Source organism: Saccharopolyspora cebuensis, assembly GCF_039542665.1.
GTDB lineage: Bacteria > Actinomycetota > Actinomycetes > Mycobacteriales > Pseudonocardiaceae > Saccharopolyspora > Saccharopolyspora cebuensis.
The window spans coordinates 23716-44307 of the sequence record NZ_BAABII010000012.1; the positions used below are offsets into that span (position 1 = coordinate 23716).

Consider the following 20592-nt stretch of genomic DNA (forward strand, 5'->3'; position numbering starts at 1 on the left):
AGGTTAGCCTTACTTCGCTTGTGGATCGTGGGGAGAACGATGACGGAGAGTGCTGCGCAGGCGCGGCCGTTGTCCGCCGCTCAGTCGGGGATCTGGTTCGCCCAGCAGCTCGACCGCGCGAACCCGGTGTTCAACACCGGTGAGTACGTCGAGATCGACGGACCGGTCGACCCGGAGGTGTTCTCCGCGGCCCTGCGCCGGGTCGTCGCCGAGGTCGACGCGATGCGGGTGCGGGTCGTCGAGGCAGCGCAGCCGCAGCAGGTGATCGACCCGCCCGCCGACGACGAGCTGCCGGTGCTGGACCTCACCGCCGAAGCCGATCCGCACGCCGCGGCGCTGGCCTGGATGCGCGCCGACATGGACACCCCGGCCGATCCGGCCGAGCCCGGACGGCTGCGCAGCGCCGCGCTGCTGCGCACCGGCGCCGAGCGCTGGCTGTGGTACCAGCGCATCCACCACGTGGCCATCGACGGCTACGGGTTCTCGATCATCCTCCGCCGGGTTGCCGAGGTCTACACCGCGCTGCTGGCCGGGGACGATCCCGGGGACAGCCCGTTCCTCGGCTCCGAAGCCCTGCTGGCCGAGGAGACCGCCTACCGCGAGTCCGAGAAGTTCCAGCGCGACGGCGAGTTCTGGCGCGAGCGCTTCGCCGACCGGCCCGAGGTGACCACGCTGTCCGGGCGCACCGGGATGAGCGCGCGCACCTTCCGCCGCCAGGTCGACGTGCTCGGCGACGGCGCCCCCGCGGTGCTGTCCGAAGCCGCCGCGCAGAGCCGCACCGCCTGGTCCGACGCGCTGATCGCCGCCGTCGCCGCCTACCTGCACCGGATGACCGGCGCCACCGACGTGGTGCTCGGGCTGCCGGTGATGGGCCGGCTCGGCTCGGCGACGCTGCGGGTGCCCGGGATGGTCGTCAACGTGCTGCCGCTGCGGCTGGCGGTCACCGGCAGCACCACCCGGGGCGAGCTGGTCGCGCAGGTCAAGAAGGCCGTGCGGGAGCTGCGCAAGCACCAGAACTACCGGGGCGAGGACCTGCGCCGCGACCTGCGGCTGCTCGGCTCCGACCGGCCGCTGTTCGGGCCCTTGGTCAACATCAAGTCCTTCGACTACGCACTCGACTTCGGCGGCCACCGGGGCGTGGTGCACAACCTCGGCGCCGGGCCGGTCGACGACCTGTCGCTGCTGGTCTACCCGGAGGGCGACGAACTGCGCTTCGAGTTCGACGCCAACCCGGAGCACTACGGCGCCGACGAACTCGCCGCGCACCGCGAGCGGTTCCTGCGCTTCCTGCGCGCCTTCGCCGAACGCCCGGCCGAGACCGGGATCGGCGAGCTGCCGCTGCTGTCGGCCGCCGAGCGGGAACGCGTCCTGGAGGAGTGGAACGCCCCGCCCGCGGGCATCCGCGAGCGGCCCGAGGCGACCCTGCCGCAGCTCTTCGAGGAGCAGGCCGCGAGCACCCCGGAGGCGGTCGCGCTCACCGAAGGCGACCGCGCGCTGACCTACGGCGAGCTCGACGCCCGCGCCAACCGGCTCGCGCACCACCTCATCGACCACGGCGTCGGCCCGGAGCAGCTCGTCGCCCTCGCGCTGCCCCGCTCGACCGAGCTCGTCGTGGCGCTGCTCGCGGTGCTCAAGGCGGGCGCGGCCTACCTGCCGCTGGACCCCGGGCATCCCGCCGAGCGCCTGCGCTACGTGGTGGCCGACGCCGAGCCGACCGTGCTGATCAGCGACACCGCGCACAGCTCCGGGCTGCCGGCGGGCGCCACCCGCATCCTGCTCGACGAACCGGAGTCGGTCGCGGCCGTCGAGCGCCACTCGCCGTGCGATCCGAAACCGGGGGCGCGCGGCCCGCTCACCGCCGACCACGCCGCCTACGTCATCTACACCTCCGGTTCCACCGGCCGACCCAAGGGCGTGTCCATCCCGCACCGCAACGTGGTGCGCCTGTTCGACGCCACCGAGCCCTGGTTCGGCTTCGGCCCCGACGACGTGTGGACGCTGTTCCACAGCTACGCGTTCGACTTCTCGGTCTGGGAGCTGTGGGGCGCGCTGCTGCACGGCGGTCGGCTGGTCGTGGTGCCGCACGAGGTGAGCCGGTCGCCGGAGGAGTTCCTCGCCCTGCTCGGCCGCGAGCGGGTCACCGTGCTCAACCAGACGCCCTCGGCCTTCTACCAGCTCATCCAGGCCGACCGGGAGCGCCCGGGGACCGATCTGGCGCTGCGCACCGTGGTCTTCGGCGGGGAGGCGCTGGAGCTGTCCCGGCTGGCCGACTGGTACGAGCGGCACCCGGACTCGCCGGTGCTGGTCAACATGTACGGGATCACCGAGACCACCGTGCACGTCAGCTACCAGGAGCTGAGCCCCGAGCTGGTGGCCCGGCGCGACGGCAGCACCATCGGGCGCGGCATCGGCGACCTGCGCGTCTACGTGCTCGACGAGCGGTTGCAGCCGGTGCCGCCCGGCGTGCGCGGCGAGCTCTACGTCGGCGGTGCCGGGCTGGCCCGCGGCTACCTCGGCCGCCGGGGCCTGACCGCGCAGCGCTTCGTCGCCGACCCGCACGGCCCGGCGGGCAGCCGGATGTACCGGACCGGCGACCTGGCCCGCTGGCGCCCGGACGGCGCCCTGGACTACCTCGGTCGCGCCGACCACCAGGTCAAGGTGCGCGGTTTCCGCATCGAGCTCGGCGAGATCGAGGCCCAGCTCGCCGGCCACCCGGCGGTGCGGCAGGCCGCCGTGGTGGTTCGCGAGGACCGGCCCGGCGACCGGCGGCTGGTCGGCTACGCGGTCGGCGAGGCCGACCCGGCCGAGCTCCGGGCGCACCTGGCCGCGCGGCTGCCGGACTACATGGTGCCCGCCGCCTTCGTCGCGGTGGAGCGGATTCCGCTGACCGCCAACGGCAAGCTCGACACCGCCGCGCTGCCCGCCCCGGACCCCGCCGCCGACGCGGGCGGACGCGGTCCGCGCGACGAGGTGGAGCGGGTGCTGTGCGCGCTGTTCGGCGAGGTGCTCGGCGTGGAGCGGGTCGGCATCGACGACGGGTTCTTCGACCTCGGCGGGCATTCGCTGCTGGCCACCCGGTTGCTGGCCCGGGTGCGCGCCGAGCTCGGCGCCGAACCGACCATCCGCGAGCTGTTCGACCACCCCACCGTCGCCGGGCTGGCGCCCCGGCTCGACGTCGGGGCCCGCGGTCCGCGCCGCCCCGCGCTGCGCCCGGCCGAGCGCCCCGACCCGCTGCCGCTGTCCTCGGCGCAGCGGCGGTTGTGGTTCCTGCACCGGCTGGAAGGGCCGAGCCCGACCTACAACCTCCCGCTGGTGCTGCGGATGTCCGGGGAACTGGACGTGCCCGCGCTGCGCGCCGCGCTGGCCGACGTGGTGGACCGGCACGAGAGCCTGCGCACGGTGTTCCCCGACGAGCTCGGCGAGCCCCGGCAGCACGTCCTGGACTCCGGTCCCGAGCTGGTCGAGGTCGCCACCGACGACCCCGACGCGGCGATCGCCGAGGAGGCCCGCCGCGGTTTCGCGCTCGACGCCGAACCGCCGATCCGCGCGACGCTGTACCGGGTCGGGCCTCGCGAGCACCGGTTGCTGGTGCTGCTGCACCACATCGCCGGTGACGAGTGGTCGCTGCGCCCGCTGCTGCGCGACCTGGCCACCGCCTACGCCGCGCGCCGCGAGGGGGCGGCACCGGACCAGGAGCCGCTGCCCGTGCAGTACGCGGACTACGCGCTGTGGCAGCGGGAACTGCTCGGCGACGAGTCCGACCCGGAGAGCCTGTCGGCGCGCCGGCTCGACTTCTGGCAGCGCACCCTCGCGGGCCTGCCCGACCAGCTGGAGCTGCCCACCGACCACCCGCGCCCGGCGGTGCCCAGCCACCGGGGCGACGCGGTGCGGTTCGAGATCGACCCCGCGCTGCACGCCCGGCTGCGGCGGCTGGCCGCCGAGCACGGGGCCAGCACGTTCATGGTGCTGCAGGCCGGGCTCGCGGCCTTGCTGAGCAGGCTCGGCGCGGGCACCGACATCCCGATCGGCACCCCGGTGGCCGGGCGCGACGACGACGCGCTGGACGAGCTCGTCGGGTTCTTCGTCAACAGCCTGGTGCTGCGCACCGACACCAGCGGCGACCCGTCGTTCGCCGCGCTGCTGGACCGGGTGCGCCAGACCGACCTGGCCGCCTACGACCACGCCGAGCTGCCGTTCGAGCGGCTGGCCGAGGTGCTCAACCCGGTCCGCTCGCTGTCCCGGCACCCGCTGTTCCAGGTGATGCTCGCGCACTGGACCGAAACCGGCGGGGTCGGCGCCGAGCTGCCCGGCCTGCGCACCGAGGTGGACGCGGCCGAGGCGGGCGCGGCGAAGTTCGACCTCGCCGTCAGCGTCACCGAGCGCGCCGACGGCGGCGCCGACGGGCTGGTCCAGTACAGCACCGACCTGTTCGAGCGCGGCACCGTCGAGGCGATCGCGGAGCGCTTCACCCGGCTGCTGGCCGGGGCGGCCGACGATCCGCGGCGCGCCGTCACCCGGCTCGACGTCCTCGGCGAGCGGGACCGGCAGCGGGTGCTGGCCTGGGGCGACGCCACCGCGGAGGCCGACGCGGTGCGCCCGGCGACGTTCCCGGAGCTGTTCGCCGCGCGGGTCGAGGCGCACCCGGACGCCCCCGCGCTGGTGTTCGCCGACGTCGAGCTCAGCTACGCCGAACTCGACGAGCGGGTGCGCCGGCTGGCCACCGTCCTGGTCGAGCGCGGGGTCGGCCCGGGCGACGTGGTGGGCGTGCTGCTGCCGCGTTCGCCGGAGCTCATCGTCGGCCTGCTCGCGGCGATGCACGCCGGGGCCGCCTACCTCGCGCTGGACCCGGACTACCCCGCCGACCGGCTGCGGCACATGGTCACCGACGCCCGGCCGGCCTTCGTGATCGCCGACGGCACCCGCTCCGACCTGCCGGTGGAGTTCGTGGACTGCCGCGAGGAACCCGCCGGGCACGCCGAGCCGACCCGCCCCGGGCTGGACGACGCCGCCTACGTCATCCACACCTCCGGGTCCACCGGAACGCCCAAGGGCGTGGTGGTGCCGCACCGCGGCATCGCCAAGCTGGTGGCCACCCAGTCCCGCCGGGTCGGCATCACCGCCGAGAGCCGGGTGCTGCAGTTCGCCTCGCCGAGCTTCGACGTCGCGTTCTGGGAGCTGTGCATGGGACTGCTCGGCGGCGGCACGCTCGTCGTGGTGCCCGCCGAGCTCCGGGTGCCGGGCGAGCCGCTGGCCGAGTACCTGCGCGAACACCGCGTGACGCACCTGGCGATCGGTCCCTCGATGATGGGGATGTTCCCGCCGGACACCGAGTTCCCGGCCGGTGCCACGCTGCTGTGCGGGGCCGAGAAGGTGCCCTCCGACCTGGTGCTGCGCTGGGCGGGCCGGATGCGGATGCTCAACTGCTACGGCCCGACCGAGGCCACCGTCAACACGACGCTGTGGGACTGCGAGCCGGACGCGGTGGGCACCGCGGTGCCGATCGGCGTGCCCGACCCGGGCGCCCGGCTGCACGTGCTCGACCGGAGCCTGCAACCCGTCCCGCCCGGCGTGGTCGGCGAGCTCTACGTCGCCGGGGCCGGGCTGGCGCGCGGCTACCTGAACCGGCCGGGGCTGACCGCCGAGCGGTTCGTCGCCGATCCCTTCGGCCCGCCCGGGTCCCGGATGTACCGCACCGGCGACCTGGTGCGCTGGCGCGCCGACGGCGTGCTCGACTTCGCCGGCCGCGCCGACGACCAGGTCAAGATCCGCGGTTTCCGGATCGAGCTGGGCGAGGTCGAGGCGGTGCTCGCCGAGCACGAGGCCGTCGCCCAGGTCGCCGCGGTGGTCCGCGAGGACACCGGGGACAAGCGGCTGGTCGCCTACGTGGTGGCCCGCGCCGAGGTGGACGCCGCCGCGCTGCGGGCGCACGTCGCGGAGGCGCTGCCGGACTACATGGTCCCGGCCGCGGTCACCTTCGTCGACGTGCTGCCGCTGATGCCCAACGGCAAGCTGGACCGGACGGCGCTGCCCGCCCCGGACCTCGGCGCCTCGGTGGGCACCACGATGCCCCGCAACCCCACCGAGGAGATCCTCTGCGAGCTGTTCGCCGAGGTGCTCGGACTCCCCCGGGTCGGCATCGAGGACGGTTTCTTCGACCTGGGCGGGCATTCGCTGCTGGCGGCCAAGCTGATCGGGCGGATCCACGACGCGCTGGGCGTGCGGATCAACGTCGGCAGCCTGTTCGCCGCGCCGACGGTGGCCGGGCTGGCCGAGCGGCTGCGCAGCGGCGGAACCGGCGACGCGCTGGACATCCTGCTGCCGCTGCGCACCGGCGGGGACCGCGAACCGCTGTTCTGCGTGCACCCCGCCGCGGGCCTGGCGTGGCCGTTCTCCGCGCTGCTCAAGCACGTCGACGAGCGGCGTCCGGTCTACGGCGTGCAGTCCCGCGGGCTGGCCGAGCCGAAGCCGGTGGCGCCGACGCTGGCGGAGATGGCCGCCGAGTACCTGGAGCACATCCGCGAGGTGCAGCCGCACGGGCCGTACCACTTCCTCGGCTGGTCCTTCGGCGGCGTGGTCGCGCACGAGATGGCCACCCACCTCCAGGCCGCGGGCGAGGAGGTGCGCTTCCTGTGCATGCTCGACTCGTACCCGACCGACGTCTGGGACGAGCTGCCCACCGAGGAGGAGGCGCTCAAGGCGCTGCTCTACATGGCGGGCTACGACGTGGACTCGCTCGGGGCGGGGCCGCTGCACCGCGCGGACGTGCTGGAGATCCTCTCGGCCGAGGGCAGCGCGCTGGCGAACCTGGAGCCGCACACCATCACGGCCGTCATCGACAACTTCGCCAACTGCGCGGTGCTGGAGAACGAGGCCGACCACGACAAGTTCCGCGGCGACGTGCTGTTCTTCAGCGCCACCGTGAACCCGGCGAAGGAATCGCTGACCGCCGCGATGTGGCAGCCCTACGTCGACGGGGCGGTGGAGAACCACGACATCGCCTGCGAGCACAAGGACATGACGCAGCGGGGACCGATCGCCGAGATCGGCGCGATCGTGGACCGGCGGCTGGGCGAGGTCTCCTCGTGACCCCGGCCGCTCCGCCGCCTTCTGAAGGATTCCGCAAAGGAGTGCAGGAATGACCAATCCGTTCGAGGACCTCGATGCGCGGTACTGCGCGCTGGTCAACGGCGAGGACCAGTACTCGCTGTGGCCCGCCTCGATCGAGGTGCCCGCCGGGTGGGCGGTGGCGCACGGCCCCGCGGGCAGGCAGGAGTGCGTGGAGCACATCGAGGCGAACTGGACGGACATGCGTCCGGCCCGCGACCACCGCGCCCCGTGACCGCCGCGCCCCGCACCCGGCTCGGGAAGTTCGACCCGAGGGTCGCGGTGTGCGTCGTCTACGTCGCCGCGATGTTCATGAACGGCATGGACGCCACCATCGTCAACGTGGCGCTGCCCGCGATCGGCGCGGAGTTCGCCGTCGCGCCCAGCGCCACCTCGGCGATCAACATCGGCTACCTGGTGGCGCTGGCGGTGTGCATCCCGGCCTCCGGCTGGCTCGGCGATCGGTTCGGCACCAAGCGGGTCTTCCTCGCCGCGTTCGGCGTGTTCGTGCTGGCCTCGGCGCTGTGCGGGGCCGCCACCGACCTCGGCCAGCTCACCGCCGCGCGCGTGCTGCAAGGCGCGGGCGGCGGGGTGATGAGCCCGGTGGCGCTGACCATGCTGTTCCGGGCCTACCCGCCCGCCGAACGCATCCGGTTGACCCGGGTGCTGGTGCTGCCGACCGCGGTGGCGCCCGCGCTGGGGCCGGTGCTCGGCGGTTTCTTCGTCGAGCACCTGGACTGGCGGTGGGGTTTCTACGTCAACCTGCCGGTCGGGGTGGCGGCGCTGCTGTTCGGCCTGCTGCTGCTCCCGGAGCACGTGGAGGCCCGCGGCAAGCGCTTCGACCTGCTGGGCTTCGCGCTGGCCGCACCGGGTCTGGGCCTGGTGATGTACGCGCTGGACGCGGTCGCCCAGCGCGGCCCGGGATCACCGCACTTCTGGGGCTTCGGGCTGCTGGGCCTGGTGCTGCTGGGCGTGCTGGTGGTGGGGCAGTTGCGCAGCCGGTCGCCGATGCTGGATCTGCGGTTGTTCACCGATCCGGCGTTCCGGCGGGCGAGCCTGATCCTGTTCTGCTGCGTGGCCGGGTTCCTCGGCACGCTCTACGGCTTCACGCTGATGTACCAGGGCGCGCTGGGCGCTTCGGCCTGGGAGACCGGGCTGGTCACGCTGCCCAAGGCGGTCGGGCTGATGGCGGCCTCCCAGCTCGTCGGCTGGGCGCACCGCAGGTTCGGGCCGCGGCGGATGATCGCCGGTGCGATGTTCGGCGCCGCGCTGTCGTTCGCCGCGATGAACCTGGTGCAGGCGGGCAGCGGGGCGTGGGTGGCGGCGCTGGTGCAGTTCGCCTCGGGCTTCTTCGTCGGGATGGCCTCCACCGAGTTGCAGGTGGTCGCGTTCGCGACGGTCGGCAGCGCTTCCACCGGCGGCGCGTCGACGCTGTTCAACGTGCAGCGGCAGGTGGGTTCCGCGCTCGGCGTGGCGATCACGGCCTGCGTGCTGGCGGCGGTCGGGGCCGGTGCGGCCACCGGTACCGGCGGCACGGCCGAGCTGGCGCCGTACCACGCGGCGATGCTCGTGTCGGCGGGATTCGCACTGGTGGGCGTGCTGCTGGCGCTGCGCATCAAGGATTCCGAGGTGCTGCCGCCCACCCCGAAGCCCACCATCGAGCGGGAGCCCGTGGCCTCGGAGCGCTCCGAGATGTGAGCCACCGGGGGGAAGACACGGCGAGCTTCGTATGGTTAGGCTAGCCTTAACTTGATCGTCCCGGGAATGCGAGGAAGGAACGCCAGGCGCATGACTATCGCGGATCGACCCCGGCGCAGCCGCCCACCGGCACGCGACCTGCAGGTGCTGCGCACCGCGGAGCTGAGCCCGTCGATGCGGCGGATCACCCTCGGCGGGGACGAGCTCAGCGGCTTCCTCGACGAGCACACCGGACCCAACATCAAGGTCTTCGTCCCCCAGCAGGGCCAGCACCGCCCGGTCCTGCCCACCCTGGACGTCGAGACCGGCCGGTACCGCTGGCCGGAGGCGGACCAGCGGCCGACCATGCGCACCTACACGGTCCGCCGCTACGACGAGGCCAACGGCGAGCTCGACGTCGACTTCGTCATGCACGGCGAGCACGGCGTCGCCTCGAACTGGGCGCGCCGCGCGCAGCCGGGCGACCACCTCGGCGTGATGGGTCCCGGCGGCAAGAGCTGCCGGACCGCCGAGTGGTACCTGCTGCTCGGCGACGAGACCGCGCTGCCCGCCATCTCGGCGATCGTCGAGCAGCTCCCGCCCACCGCGTGCGGGCAGGTCTTCGTCGAGCTCGGCGACTCCGCCGACCAGCAGCACGTCGAGTGCCCGCCCGACCTGCGCTGGACCTGGCTGCACCGGGAGGGCGCCCCCGCCGGCCGGTCGGAGCAGTTGTTCGACGCGGTGCGGTCGGTGGACCTCCCCGACGGTGCGGACGTGTCCGCCTGGGTCGCCGGGGAATCCGGCGTGGTGCGCGGCATCCGCAAGCACCTGCGCACCGACCGGGGGCTGGACGCCTCCTCGGTGCTCGCGATCGGCTACTGGAAGCAGGGGCTGGCCGAGACCGAATACCACGACAAGTACAACCACGACCGCGACTGACCGCCGACTCTCCGGCAGCGCGTGTCCGCGAAACCCCGCGGCGGTGCGTCCCGCACCGCCGGCGAACCCGCACGCCCGGGAAACCCGACCCGGCATGAGATGAGGGGACCACCGTGTCTGCGGCATCGACGGAAGAGCGACGTCCCGTCCACGACATCCTGGGGATCGGCTTCGGCCCGTCGAACCTGGCGCTGGCCATCGCGGTCGAGGAGCACAACCGCGACGCTGCCGAGTCCGACCGGCTGAGCTGCGCCTTCTTCGACAAGCAGCCGCGCTTCGGCTGGCACCGGGGAATGCTGATCGAAGGCACCACCATGCAGGTGTCCTTCCTCAAGGACCTGGTGACGATGCGCAACCCGGCCAGCGGCTTCTCCTTCCTGTCCTACCTCAAGGACAAGGACCGGCTGGCCGATTTCATCAACCACAAGACCATGTTCCCCACCCGGGTCGAGTACCACGACTACCTGGAGTGGGCCGCGGCCCGCGTCGGCCACCTGGCGCGCTTCGACTCCGAGGTGCTGCACCTCACGCCGGTGCCGGAGGGCTTCGAGGTCGTGGTGCGCCACGGTGACGGCCGCCTGACCACGGCCCGCGCCCGCAACGTGGTGTTCGCCCTCGGGCTGGAGGCCAGCGTTCCCGACGGCGCCCGGCTCGGTGACCGCGTCTGGCACAACCTCGACCTGATGCACCGGGTCGGCGAGCTCGACGGCACCCGCCCGCGCCGGCTCACCGTGGTCGGCGCCGGGCAGAGCGCCGCCGAGGCCACCGACTACCTGCACCGGACCTTCCCGGAGGCCGAGGTGTGCTCGGTGTTCAGCCGCTACGGCCACACCCCGGCCGACGACAGCCCGTTCGCCAACCGGATCTTCGACCCGCTGGCCGTCGACCACTTCTACGGCGCGCCGGAGGAGGTCAAGGAGCAGCTGATGTCCTACCACCGCAACACCAACTACTCGGTGGTGGACCTCGACCTCATCGAGGAGCTCTACGCCCGCGCCTACCAGGAGAAGGTCCGCGGCGAGCAGCGGTTGCGGATGCTCAACGCCTCGCGGGTCACCGACGTGGCCGAGGGCCCCGACGGGGTCGCCGTCACCGTGGAGTTCCTGCCGACCGGCGAACGCGAGGTGCTCGACTCCGATGTGCTCGTCTACGCCACCGGCTGCCGTCCGCGGGACCCGTTCCCGCTGCTCGGCGAGACCGCCCGGCACTGCGAGCGGGACGAGCGGGGCCGGATCGCGGTGGAGCGCGACTACCGGGTGCGCACCCGCGACGAGCTGGGCGGCCTCTACCTCCAGGGCGGCACCGAGCACACCCACGGGCTCACTTCCTCGCTGCTGTCCAACGGCGCGGTCCGCGCCGGCGAGATCCGCGACTCGGTGCTCCGGCACCGCCGGGCCGCCCGTTCGGCGCCCGACTACGCGCTGAGCCGGGGCTGATCGGGAGGTCCTCGATCACCGCGGGTGGGCGGCGCCACTCTTGCGTGAGGTCCACCGCGGCCCGCCGCGCCGCGTGGCGTACGGTCCTATGAACACCGTGTTCTGCGCGCGTTGCGGATGTGAGGGATGGTCGTGAAGCCTGGCGTGCTGACCTTGTACCGGATCATGGCGTACGTGACCGCCGTCCTGCTGCTCGCGCTGTGCGCGGCGATGGTGTTCAAGTACGGCTGGCCGGAGGGGACGGCCGCGCAGCTCGCCGGGGACGACTGGGTCGGGCTGATCGGCTTCGGGCACGGCTGGCTCTACATGGTGTACCTGCTCGTCGCGGTGATCCTCACCAAGGAACTGCGGGTGCCGATCGGCCGGATGCTGCTGGTGCTGCTCGCCGGTACCGTCCCGCTCGGCGCGTTCTTCGCCGAGCGCAAGGTGACCCGGTGGGCGCAGCTGCGCCAGGAGGGCAAGCCGATCGTGCAGACCGACCAGGTGGCGGAGGAATCGCGGGCCTCATGACAGCGTCCCCCGAATCGGCGACCCCCGCCGCGGCGGCCGCGCCCGTGCGCCGCCGGGGTGTGCTCGCCGCCTACTTCGCGCTGACCAAACCACGGGTGATCGAGCTGCTGCTGGTCACCACCATCCCGGCGATGTTCCTCGCCGAGCGCGGCATCCCGTCGCCCTGGCTGGTGCTGGTGACGCTGGTCGGCGGTGCCATGTCTGCGGGCAGCGCCAACGCCCTGAACTGCGTCGCGGACTCCGACATCGACGCGGTGATGCACCGGACCAAGAAGCGCCCGCTGGTCAACTACGAGGTGCCCAAGCGGCACGCGCTGACCTTCGGCCTCGTGCTCGGCGCCCTGTCGTTCCTCGTCCTGTGGCTCGGCGCGAACCTGCTCGCGGCGGTGCTGGCGACCTCGGCGATCCTGTTCTACGTCCTGATCTACACGCTGGTGCTCAAGCGCCGGACCGCGCAGAACATCGTTTGGGGCGGGGCCGCCGGGTGCATGCCGGTGGTCGTCGGCTGGGCCGCGGTGACCGGCACGGTCGAATGGCCCGCGCTGGTGATGTTCGGCGTGGTGTTCCTGTGGACGCCGCCGCACTTCTGGTCGCTGGCCATGAAGTACCGGGACGACTACGCCCGCGCCGGGGTGCCGATGCTGCCGGTGGTGGCCACCGCGCGGCAGGTCTCGGCCCGCATCCTGGCCTACAGCTGGGCCACCGTGGGCTGCACCCTGCTGCTGGTGCCCGCGACGAGCTGGATCTACATCGGTTTCGCGGTGCTGGCCGGGGCGGCGTTCCTGGTGGTGGCGCAGCGGTTGCACGGCGCGGTCCGCAGCGGGGCGGGCTACAACCCGATGACCCTGTTCCACCTGTCCAACTCGTACCTGGCCCTGATCTTCGTGGCCATCGCGGTGGACGCGGCCGTCGGCCTGCCCGCCGTGGTGTAGCCGCCCGCCGGTCAGCCGATCAGCTCGAACCCGACGCAGGGCCGTCCGCCGAACCGGTCGGCGGCCAGGTGCGCGGCCTGCTCCACGACCCGGCGGGCGTGCCGGTCGTGCGGCTCGTCGCTGAGCGCCTCCAGGTAGGTGCGGTGCGCGGCCAGCGACGCGACGGCCCGTTCCAGCGTCGCGCCGATGTCCACGGCGTGCGTCGGGTGCCGGGTGCCCGCCACCGCGATCCACCTCGCCTCCCACGGCTGCGCGCCCTGGGCGATCAGCTCGGGGAAGATCCACCGGTTGCCCGCGTCGGCGACGGCGTCCAGCGCCGCGGTGCCCACCGCCCGGTGGTCGGCGCTGTTCCAGCTCCCCGGACCCCAGCTCTCCCGGTGGTTGAGGGTGATGACCAGCTCGGGCCGCCGTTCCCGGATCGCCCGGGCGAGGTCCTGGCGCAGCGCGGGCCCGTGCTCGACGACGCCGTCGCGGTAGTCGAGGAACTCCACCGACGTCACGCCCACCTCGGCGGCGCTGGCGAGCTGCTCCGACTGGCGCAGCGGTGCGGCCTCCTCCGGCGGCAGCCCGTCGATGCCCGCCTCGCCCCGGGTGGCCAGCAGGTACGACACCTCGCGGCCTTCGGCGGTCCACGCGGCGATGGCACCGGAAACCCCGTACTCCAGGTCGTCCGGGTGCGCCACGATCGCCAGGGCGCGCTGCCAGTCGGTCGGCATCGGGGCCAGTTCGTCGGGCATCGGCGGCTCCCGTCGGTCGTCTCCGGCCCCACCGTACGCCGGGCGAAGGCGGCGGGAACGTCGAAAATGCCCGACTCCGGCCCTGGGTCCGCCCCGTCGCCGCTACCCTCGCGGTGATCACCGGCCAGTCGTGGAACGGAGCACGGGATGAGCGCGCGGGATTTCCATTCGCTGTTCTACACCGACTGCGGTCCCGGGCAGGGAACGCGGGGGACCGAGGGGTTCCAGATCCAGGCGATGTCGGCGGGCACCGGCCAGGAGGACGCGGCCTTGGTGCAGCGCGCCGCGCTCTACGAGGTGCCGCCGGACTGGCTGCGCGAGCGGCGCCCGGTCGCGGAGTTCCCGCCGTCGCTGGTGCACCTGCACGACGGCCGCTACGTCACCGCGCGCGGGGTGTACGCCGACACCGAGCAGGACCGGGTCGGCAACCACTTCACGCACGCCCTGGTCACCGACGACCCCGCCTCCTACGGCGGGCTGCGCCCCGCCCAGCTCTGGCAGGCGCCGTGGTGGGCGGAACGACCGGTCGAGGGCACCGAGTGCCCGCCGGTGCCCGCCGAACCCGAGCCCGGTCCGCACACCGCCGCCGAGCTGCGGGACTGGGTGCTGGCCCGCGACGACGGCCACGACTGGCTCACCGCGGTGCACACCGCGCTGGACCAGGTCCGCGAGCCCGACGCCCGGCGGGTGGTGTTCGTGGGGCGGCATCCCGACGAGGTGCTGCGCTGGATCGCGGCGGGGACCCTGCTGCTGCCGCAGGAGCGCGCGCTCCGGATCGGCTTCCGGGTCTACGCCACCGATCCGCGGTTGAGCAGGCAGCACGTCCTCGCGCTGCACCCGGACTGGGCGGGCGAGCTCGACGACGGCGACTTCGTGGTGTTCCACCTCGGCGACCGGCGCCGCGGTGCGATCGAACCGAGCGCCGCCGCGCGGCACTGGGTCGGGCGCTTCCTGCACGGCGATCCCGCCGCGGTGGTCGAGGAGCTCGAACTCGCGCACCGGTTCGCCCGGCAGCGCGGGGCCGAGCGGGCCGACGCGGGGGACCGCCTCGCCGCGGGCGTGCTCGCCTCCGGCGAGCCGGTGCCCGACCAGCAGGCCGCGATGGAGCTGGCGGGCTGGCTGGTCGGCACCCGGGCCCCGGAGCAGGCGATCGACCGGGTCCGGGAGGCGGTGCTCGCGCTGCCGCCGGAGCGGGCGGTGCTGGCCCGGCTCGCCGAGACCGCCCACGACGCGCGGGTCCGGGTGGCGCTGCTGCGCGCCGAACTCGCCGGGGCCGCCGCCGGGGAGCCGGTCGCGACCAGCCACCTCGCGGCGCACCGGTGGTCGGCCGAGGAGCTCTCCGACGCCACCGGGCTCGCCGAGGAGACCGCCGCGGACACCGCCCCGGAGCACCTCGACGGGGTGCTGCGGACCGCGGGCCGGTTCGGCCTGGAACCCCGCCCCACCCGGTTCGCGCAGGCCGCGAAGGACTTCATCGCCTGGTGGGCGCAGCACCCGCAGGCCCCCGTGGACCCCCGGGCGTGGCCGTGCCGGGCGGAGCTGATCGCGCTGCTGCGCGAGGAGCTCGGCAGCCGGTTGGCGGAGGACTCCGGCGCGCTCGCCGACGCCATCCGTGAGCACTGGTGGCGGCTGCTCGCGCCGACCGTCGCCGATCCGTTCCTGCCGCTGGACCGGCTCGTCGCCCAGTCCGCCGTCGCGGCCGGGGGCGAGCCGAGGCAGCAGGTCATCGACGCCCTGCGGGACCGGACGCGGGCCGCCGAGCGGCGCGGCCACGCCGACGCGGTGTGGGAGGCGCTGTTCGCGCACACCCCGCCGACGGTCGCCGAGGTGCGCTCGGTGCTCGGCGCGATGTCGGCCACGATGGTCTCCGAGGCGCTGGCCGAGCGGATCTTCCCGGTGCTGGAGAGCGCACCGGCCTCGGCCGACCAGCTCGACGTGCTGCGGATGCTGGTGCACCACCTCGGGTCCGAGCACGAGGGGCTGCGGTCTATGTGGGAGGACGACAGCGCGCTGCGGGCGTGGCTGGCGAACTTCCAGCGGGCGGCGCGCGCCCCCGGCGCCGGGGTCGGGGAGCTGAAGGAGATCGCCGACGAGGTGCTCACCGCGCGCGGGCCGGAGATCGTGGCGGCGCTGCTGTCCATCCCGCCGCCGACCGCGGCCTCGGCCGCCGTGGCCGGGGGCGCGCGGGTGCAGGAGCTGCTGGTCCGGGAACTCCCCGCGGTGTGGGCGGACGAGCAGCGACCTGCCGCGGACCGGACCGGGGCGGTGGCGCTGGCGTTCCTCACCGCCTGGTCGGACAAGGCCACCGAGGGCGCGCGGGTGGCGTTCGACAAGGCGCTGGAGGCGTGGGCCAAGCGGCGCACCTCCGCCGAGTACCGGAAGGTCAGCAAGCTGCTGCGCGGGGTGGACGCGGACAGCGCCCGCGCCTGGCACGACTGGCTCAAGGAGCTCTTCGACGCCAAGCCCAAGTCGACGGCGGCGCGGCTGGCCGAGCGCTGGCGCACGCGCTGGACGCAGCGGAAGGGCTGAGGCGGGCGCGGGTGCGCGGCGGCGATCACCCGGTGCAGCGATCGAGTCGCCATTTACTACACCGATGGTGTATGGACAATCACGCGGCCATAACGATGAGATTGGCGTCGGCGAATGCTGGGCGGGTGCGCGCCGCGACCGGACCGCGGAGCGCGCTCCGGCACCGGACCGGTCCCACGGAGGCTCGCATGATGGCGGCGCTGAAGGCGCACACGGGATGGTTGTTCCACGCGCTGAGCGCGTCCCCGAACCCGCTGCGCAGACCCATCGACCGGGTGGCCGCGCTGCTGTCGCTGCTGCTGCTGTGCGGCACCGTGCTGGCGGTGCCGGTGGCGCTGACCTCCGGATCGGTGGTGCGGGAGAACCTGACCCGGCAGGCCGAGCGGCAGGCCGCGGGCAGCAGGCCGATCAGCGCGGTGCTGACCACCGACGCCCGGATGGAGGTGCCGGTCTCGGAGGTCTACGGCTACGGCGACGCGGGCACCACGGCGCTGGTGAGCTGGCCGACGCCGCTGGGTGACCGGGTGGAGTCCGTGCCGGTCCCGGCGGGCAGCAGGGCGGGCGAGCGGGTCGAGGTCTGGGTGGACGGCGCGGGGGCGCGGGTGCCCGCCCCGCCGAGCGAGGCGTCGATCACCACCGCGGCCGCGTTCACCGGGGTCCTCGTGCTGGTGGTGGCCGAGGTGCTCTGCTTCGGCGCGATGCTCGGGGTGCAGGCGGCGGCGCGGCGGATCGCGCTGCGCGGGTGGGAACGGGAGTGGGCCCACGTGCAGCGCGGCGGGAGCTGGTCGCAGCACTGACGGGTGAACATCAAGGGGCTGTGCCGCCCGATCGGGCGGCACACTCGGGGGCGAAGCTGGAACCGCCGTTCCCGAGGAGCCGGTGTGACGCCCTACGCCCCGATCAGCACCGCGAAGGTGATCCAGGCCGTCGAGGCCGCCGACGAGGAACGCCTGGCGCTGCTGTCCGAGCGGTGGCCGGAGCTCGCCGTCGCGCTCGGCGAGCTGCTGCGGTCCAACGGGCGGGGCGTGCCGGTGCGCTGGCGGCAGCGGAGTCCGTCCTCGCTGCGCTGAGTACGATGGCGGCGTGCCGATCATCCGTCCCGCGGAGACCGCCGACGTCGACGCCGCCGTGGTCACGCTGCGCGCGGCCTTCGCCGACTACCCGTTCACCCGGCACACGCTGGCGGCCGAGGGCTACCCGGACCGGTTGGCCGAGTCGCAGCGGCTGTTCCTCACCCGCGTGGGCCTGCGGCACGGCCGGGTGTGGGTCAGCGAGGACGTCGCCGCGGTGGCGGCCTGGACCACCCCGGACTCGACCGGGCTGGACGAGGCGTTCGCCGAGCTGGAACCGCGGATGCGGGAGCTCGCCGGGGATCGCGCCGCGCTGTCCGAGGCCGCCGAGGACGCGCTGAACCCGCACCGCCCGCGCGAACCGGCGTGGTTCCTCGGGACCGTCGGGGTGCTGCCCGACCGCCAGGGTCGCGGACTGGGCCGGGCCGTCGTCGAACCGGGATTGCGCGCCGCCGACGAGCAGGGCGCCCCGGCGTACCTGGAAACCTCGCTGCCCGGCAACGTCGCGTTCTACCGGGGATTGGGCTTCGAGGTCGTCGCGGAGGTCGAGCTGCCGGGCGGCGGCCCGACCACCTGGGCCATGTCCCGGCCCCCGGTCACCCGCTGACCCCGCGCCGTTCGAGCACCGCGCCCACCGCCGAGGTCGCCACCAGGACCAGCGCGCCGAGCACCGCCCACCGCATGTCGCCCAGCCACACCCAGCCGAGCGAGCCGGCGACGAGGCAGGTGAACCCGGCCGCGGACAGGACGTCGGGCGGTTCCGGCGTCCCGAGCACCGCGGCGAGCAACGCCATCACCAGCGCCCCCGTCAAGGCGTACTGCCATTCGCCGAGCAGCACGGCCCCGACGAGGCCGACCACCACCGCGGCCCCGACGAGGCGCGACAACACCCCACGTGCACGGCCCACGTCGAGCAGTGTAGGTCGGTGGGCGGCTTTCGACCGCTCGGACTAGAGCGGCAGGTGCAGCAGGATCTCGTCGCGATCGTCGCCGGGGGCGATGCGCAGCGCACCGGGCCAGCGGCCGATCTCGCGCCAGCCGAGCTTGGCGTAGAACTCCTCCAGCCCCATCCCGGAGCGCGCGGTGAGCTGGAGCTGCTCGACGCCGAGCTCGTCGCGGGCCACCTCCCGGGCGAAGGTCATCAGCCGGGTCCCCACGCCTTCGCCCCGGCGCTCGGGACGGCTCTGCACCCGGTGCACCGAGGCCCGGTGGGCGACCAGCGGCGCCGGATCGCGGTGCAGCACCAACCATCCGGCGAGCCCGCGCCCGTCCGAGGCGGTGAGCAGGCGGCAGCGGTCCGGGTGCAGCTCCGAGATCAGCGCGTCCACCGCCCGGACGACCTCGTCCTCCGGCACGGGCGGGACCGGGAACCCCACGGCGCCACCCGCGTTGGACACGTCGAGCCAGCAGGACACCAGGGCGCGGCGGAGCAGGTCGTCGACGTGGGCACCGGTCGTGCACTGGTTGAGCACCAGGGAACGCAACATGCGCGCAGTATCACCGCGCCCTCCCGACCCCACGGAGCCGGGGCCCGCCGCCCGGGGGAGACGGCCGCGCCGCGCGGGGTCCGCTCGCCGCGCGGCTTCGACCTACGCGGTGATCAGGGCCGGGACCTGCTCGGTCGGCCACGTCGAGGGCGGCGGCACCCGCCGCGCCGCCTCGGCGGACGTGGGTGGACCCGCTGCCCGCACCGCTCGGGCGATCCGCGACCACGGCGCACCTGACCCGAGGCACGAATCGCACGGCACGTGCTCACCCCGCCTGATGGCGTCCAACCCGGGTGAACGCACCCAGTCGCCGCGCAGCGGGTGACCGCACACCGCCCACCCGTCCGCCGCGCTCAGGGCCGACCGCCGCACGCGACGAGCTCACGACGCTCATGGAGTTCGAGCGGACCTCCACCCGCATCATCGACGTCTCGCCGATCCTCATTCCCGGGCTGTTGCAGATCCAGTTCGGAATCACGCGACGCGTGGGTCGGCCTCGCCTGTCACATGATGCAATAGACCGAGGTGTAGCCGATCTGCCCAGAGGGCAGGACGACAGGCCGCCACGCGTTTCCTGGATTGTCCGTCCCGCAGGTCCCGGGCGGAATCGCCGGTCCTTCGACGAAGTCGTACGTCGCGTAGATGTGACCCGCGAAAATCCGCCCGTTGACGCGGCCCCCAGGCACCTCGAGCGTATCGACGGTGAAATACGCCTTGGAGCGTCCGGGCGATTGCGCTGCGTTGACCGCTGGCGAAAGCATCGCGCTCAACGAAATCGCGGCCACCGCCGCCACCAGAACGCGCGGCAAGAACCGTCCGAAAGACACAGGACCCCCTTTTTTCGTGGTCTCGCAGCACCGAAGCAGTGCGATCGAACCCCCATGATTCGCGGGCACAAGGCTGCCAGCCGGTGCTCGCGCCGCGTAGGGAATCGGTGGATGATCACCCGAAAAGAGGCCATCGGGCACCGACCACCCGCCTCAGCGCATGACCGAAATTTCCCTTCCATCCTCCCAATGGAATTTTCGGCACCTTCGAGCAAGGGGCGGTCGGCCCTCGGTGGCCAGGACTGCCCGGCGGGTCCCAGCGAAGCCCCTCGGGAGTACGAGTCGATCCTGACCGACTCGTTCGGCACCGTCTACGCTCGGATCTGAGTCATCGGTTGGAATCACCCGGTTACCCTTGACGGGAGGTACGTGACTCCCGATGGACGTCCTATCGGCACCATCACCGCGTGGTGCAAGGGCGTCACCATCCGTCCTTCTGAGGTCAACGGGTGAAACCAGAAAACACACCGGCTGCACCGCTCGCCGACACCGTCTACCGCACCCTTCTCGATACCCTGGTGCGGGACGTGTCCTGCGTCGTTCCCGGTCACGGGGTCACGCTCTGCGGTATCGTCCGCGATAGCGCGGAGCGCGTGCTGGTCCAGGTGGCGGTCGGTGGTGATCTCCGCAGTCGGTATGCCGTGACCGTGCCGCTGGTGACGCCCGGCGGCGACACCGTCAGCCACCGGCACGTCCTCGACTGCCTTCGCGAGCTGGAGGCCGCGAGGCGGGAGGGCGCCGAGCGGTGGAGCAAGTCCCGCACGGAACGCGATTTCCATGGCGCACCCGTGGTCGCCGGTGATGCTTTCCTCCGCGAGCGGACGGAATTCGTTCCGTCGTGGCCGGACGCGTTGCGGGACACCATGGCGGGAATGACGGGTTCGCAGGTACCCGGCGGGCCACGGTCGACGGATTTCGCGACCGCAGGATTTGTGCAGTTCGAGCCGGGATGGTTCCGGCTCTACGTGTCCTCAAGCCATTTCCCTTCGCCGATCGGCCTCGACCTGCCGGAGTACCCGAGCGCTGGCATCCAAGCCGAACTCGGCTCCTTGTTCCGCGAGGGCATCGCACCGGAAGTCCTCGACCACGAGCACGAACCCGATCAGCACAGCACTCGGTGCTTCAGCATGCTGCCCTGGTACAGCTAGCCGAGGCCGCCTCAGGACAGCACACAGGCACCGCACTCGGCGGGGTCGCAGACGCCCCGCCCGGTGGCCGCTTCCCCTGGCCAGCACGGGCGGGGCGCCGGTGCGCCGCCACGGGGTGCGTCTTGGCGCGCTACACGAGTCCACCACCGGCTACGTCGAGATCACCATGTGACGGCGCCCCCTGCACCCATCACCG

Annotated in this window: 16 protein-coding genes; 12 read left to right on the plus strand and 4 right to left on the minus strand. The window is 73.4% G+C overall.

The genetic code is table 11. The features are described from left to right. The first annotated feature begins 39 nt into the window (after positions 1-39). From ABD976_RS17495 to ABD976_RS17525, 7 genes are all read left to right on the plus strand, one after another. A complete protein-coding gene (locus ABD976_RS17495; RefSeq protein WP_345364439.1) occupies positions 40-7086 on the plus strand; it encodes an amino acid adenylation domain-containing protein in 7047 nt (2348 codons plus the stop codon). A 49-nt stretch (positions 7087-7135) separates the two neighbouring features. Then, entirely contained in the window at positions 7136-7339 is a 204-nt protein-coding gene (locus ABD976_RS17500) for an MbtH family protein (RefSeq protein WP_345364441.1), read from the plus strand. Then, positions 7336-8802 (plus strand): MDR family MFS transporter, encoded by a 1467-nt coding sequence (locus ABD976_RS17505; RefSeq protein WP_345364442.1) that lies wholly within the window; start codon positions 7336-7338, stop codon positions 8800-8802. Before ABD976_RS17500 ends, ABD976_RS17505 begins: the two co-directional genes overlap by 4 nt. Positions 8803-8892: 90 nt before the next feature. Beyond that, a complete protein-coding gene (locus ABD976_RS17510) occupies positions 8893-9720 on the plus strand; it encodes a siderophore-interacting protein (protein ID WP_345364444.1) in 828 nt (275 codons plus the stop codon). 113 nt (positions 9721-9833) lie between these two features. Continuing rightward, complete coding sequence (locus tag ABD976_RS17515) at positions 9834-11156, plus strand: lysine N(6)-hydroxylase/L-ornithine N(5)-oxygenase family protein (RefSeq protein WP_345364447.1); 1323 nt, start codon at positions 9834-9836, stop codon at positions 11154-11156. A 126-nt stretch (positions 11157-11282) separates the two neighbouring features. Beyond that, positions 11283-11666, plus strand: coding sequence for a DUF3817 domain-containing protein (locus ABD976_RS17520; RefSeq protein ID WP_345364449.1), 384 nt, complete (start codon positions 11283-11285; stop codon positions 11664-11666). Further along, the gene (locus tag ABD976_RS17525; RefSeq protein WP_345364451.1) at positions 11663-12598 is read left to right on the plus strand and encodes a heme o synthase; all 936 of its coding nucleotides are present in this window, start codon (positions 11663-11665) and stop codon (positions 12596-12598) included. The genes ABD976_RS17520 and ABD976_RS17525 overlap by 4 nt, the downstream gene beginning before the upstream one ends. A gap of 11 nt (positions 12599-12609) precedes the next feature. Here ABD976_RS17525 and ABD976_RS17530 read toward each other — a convergent pair whose 3' ends face one another. After that, positions 12610-13335: a PIG-L deacetylase family protein gene (locus ABD976_RS17530; protein ID WP_345364453.1), complete on the minus strand. Its 726-nt coding sequence runs from the start codon at positions 13333-13335 to the stop codon at positions 12610-12612. Positions 13336-13482: 147 nt separating this feature from the next. Between ABD976_RS17530 and ABD976_RS17535 the strand changes: the two genes are divergently transcribed. From ABD976_RS17535 to ABD976_RS17550, 4 genes are all read left to right on the plus strand, one after another. After that, the gene (locus ABD976_RS17535) at positions 13483-15864 is read left to right on the plus strand and encodes a GTPase-associated protein 1-related protein (RefSeq protein ID WP_345364455.1); all 2382 of its coding nucleotides are present in this window, start codon (positions 13483-13485) and stop codon (positions 15862-15864) included. A gap of 188 nt (positions 15865-16052) precedes the next feature. Beyond that, positions 16053-16661 carry an Rv1733c family protein gene (locus ABD976_RS17540; protein ID WP_345364457.1) on the plus strand — a complete coding sequence of 203 codons (609 nt, stop codon included), beginning with the start codon at positions 16053-16055 and terminating at the stop codon, positions 16659-16661. 84 nt (positions 16662-16745) lie between these two features. Further along, positions 16746-16934: a hypothetical protein gene (locus ABD976_RS17545; protein WP_345364459.1), complete on the plus strand. Its 189-nt coding sequence runs from the start codon at positions 16746-16748 to the stop codon at positions 16932-16934. 13 nt (positions 16935-16947) lie between these two features. Continuing rightward, positions 16948-17541 carry a GNAT family N-acetyltransferase gene (locus ABD976_RS17550; RefSeq protein WP_345364461.1) on the plus strand — a complete coding sequence of 198 codons (594 nt, stop codon included), beginning with the start codon at positions 16948-16950 and terminating at the stop codon, positions 17539-17541. On the opposite strand, the gene ABD976_RS17555 is transcribed toward ABD976_RS17550, so the two are convergent. From ABD976_RS17555 to ABD976_RS17565, 3 genes are all read right to left on the minus strand, one after another. Beyond that, positions 17531-17842, minus strand: coding sequence for a hypothetical protein (locus ABD976_RS17555; protein WP_345364463.1), 312 nt, complete (start codon positions 17840-17842; stop codon positions 17531-17533). The genes ABD976_RS17550 and ABD976_RS17555 overlap by 11 nt on opposite strands. Positions 17843-17884: 42 nt before the next feature. After that, a complete protein-coding gene (locus tag ABD976_RS17560) occupies positions 17885-18421 on the minus strand; it encodes a GNAT family N-acetyltransferase (RefSeq protein WP_345364465.1) in 537 nt (178 codons plus the stop codon). A gap of 503 nt (positions 18422-18924) precedes the next feature. After that, on the minus strand, positions 18925-19248 hold the full coding sequence (locus ABD976_RS17565) for a hypothetical protein (RefSeq protein ID WP_345364467.1): 324 nt from the start codon (positions 19246-19248) through the stop codon (positions 18925-18927). Between the two features lie 449 nt (positions 19249-19697). On the opposite strand from ABD976_RS17565, the gene ABD976_RS17570 reads away from it, so the two are divergent. After that, positions 19698-20396 carry a hypothetical protein gene (locus tag ABD976_RS17570; RefSeq protein WP_345364469.1) on the plus strand — a complete coding sequence of 233 codons (699 nt, stop codon included), beginning with the start codon at positions 19698-19700 and terminating at the stop codon, positions 20394-20396. Positions 20397-20592 lie beyond the last annotated feature (196 nt).

Bases quoted from the DNA above. Each gene is read 5' to 3' on its own strand.
- ABD976_RS17525 (WP_345364451.1), top strand. From the start codon at position 11,663: ATGACAGCGTCCCCCGAATCGGCGACCCCCGCCGCGGCGGCCGCGCCC.
- ABD976_RS17500 (WP_345364441.1), top strand. From the start codon at position 7,136: ATGACCAATCCGTTCGAGGACCTCGATGCGCGGTACTGCGCGCTGGTC.
- ABD976_RS17520 (WP_345364449.1), top strand. From the start codon at position 11,283: ATGGTCGTGAAGCCTGGCGTGCTGACCTTGTACCGGATCATGGCGTAC.
- ABD976_RS17560 (WP_345364465.1), bottom strand. From the start codon at position 18,421: ATGTTGCGTTCCCTGGTGCTCAACCAGTGCACGACCGGTGCCCACGTC.
- ABD976_RS17510 (WP_345364444.1), top strand. From the start codon at position 8,893: ATGACTATCGCGGATCGACCCCGGCGCAGCCGCCCACCGGCACGCGAC.
- ABD976_RS17540 (WP_345364457.1), top strand. From the start codon at position 16,053: ATGATGGCGGCGCTGAAGGCGCACACGGGATGGTTGTTCCACGCGCTG.
- ABD976_RS17495 (WP_345364439.1), top strand. From the start codon at position 40: ATGACGGAGAGTGCTGCGCAGGCGCGGCCGTTGTCCGCCGCTCAGTCG.
- ABD976_RS17535 (WP_345364455.1), top strand. From the start codon at position 13,483: ATGAGCGCGCGGGATTTCCATTCGCTGTTCTACACCGACTGCGGTCCC.
- ABD976_RS17530 (WP_345364453.1), bottom strand. From the start codon at position 13,335: ATGCCCGACGAACTGGCCCCGATGCCGACCGACTGGCAGCGCGCCCTG.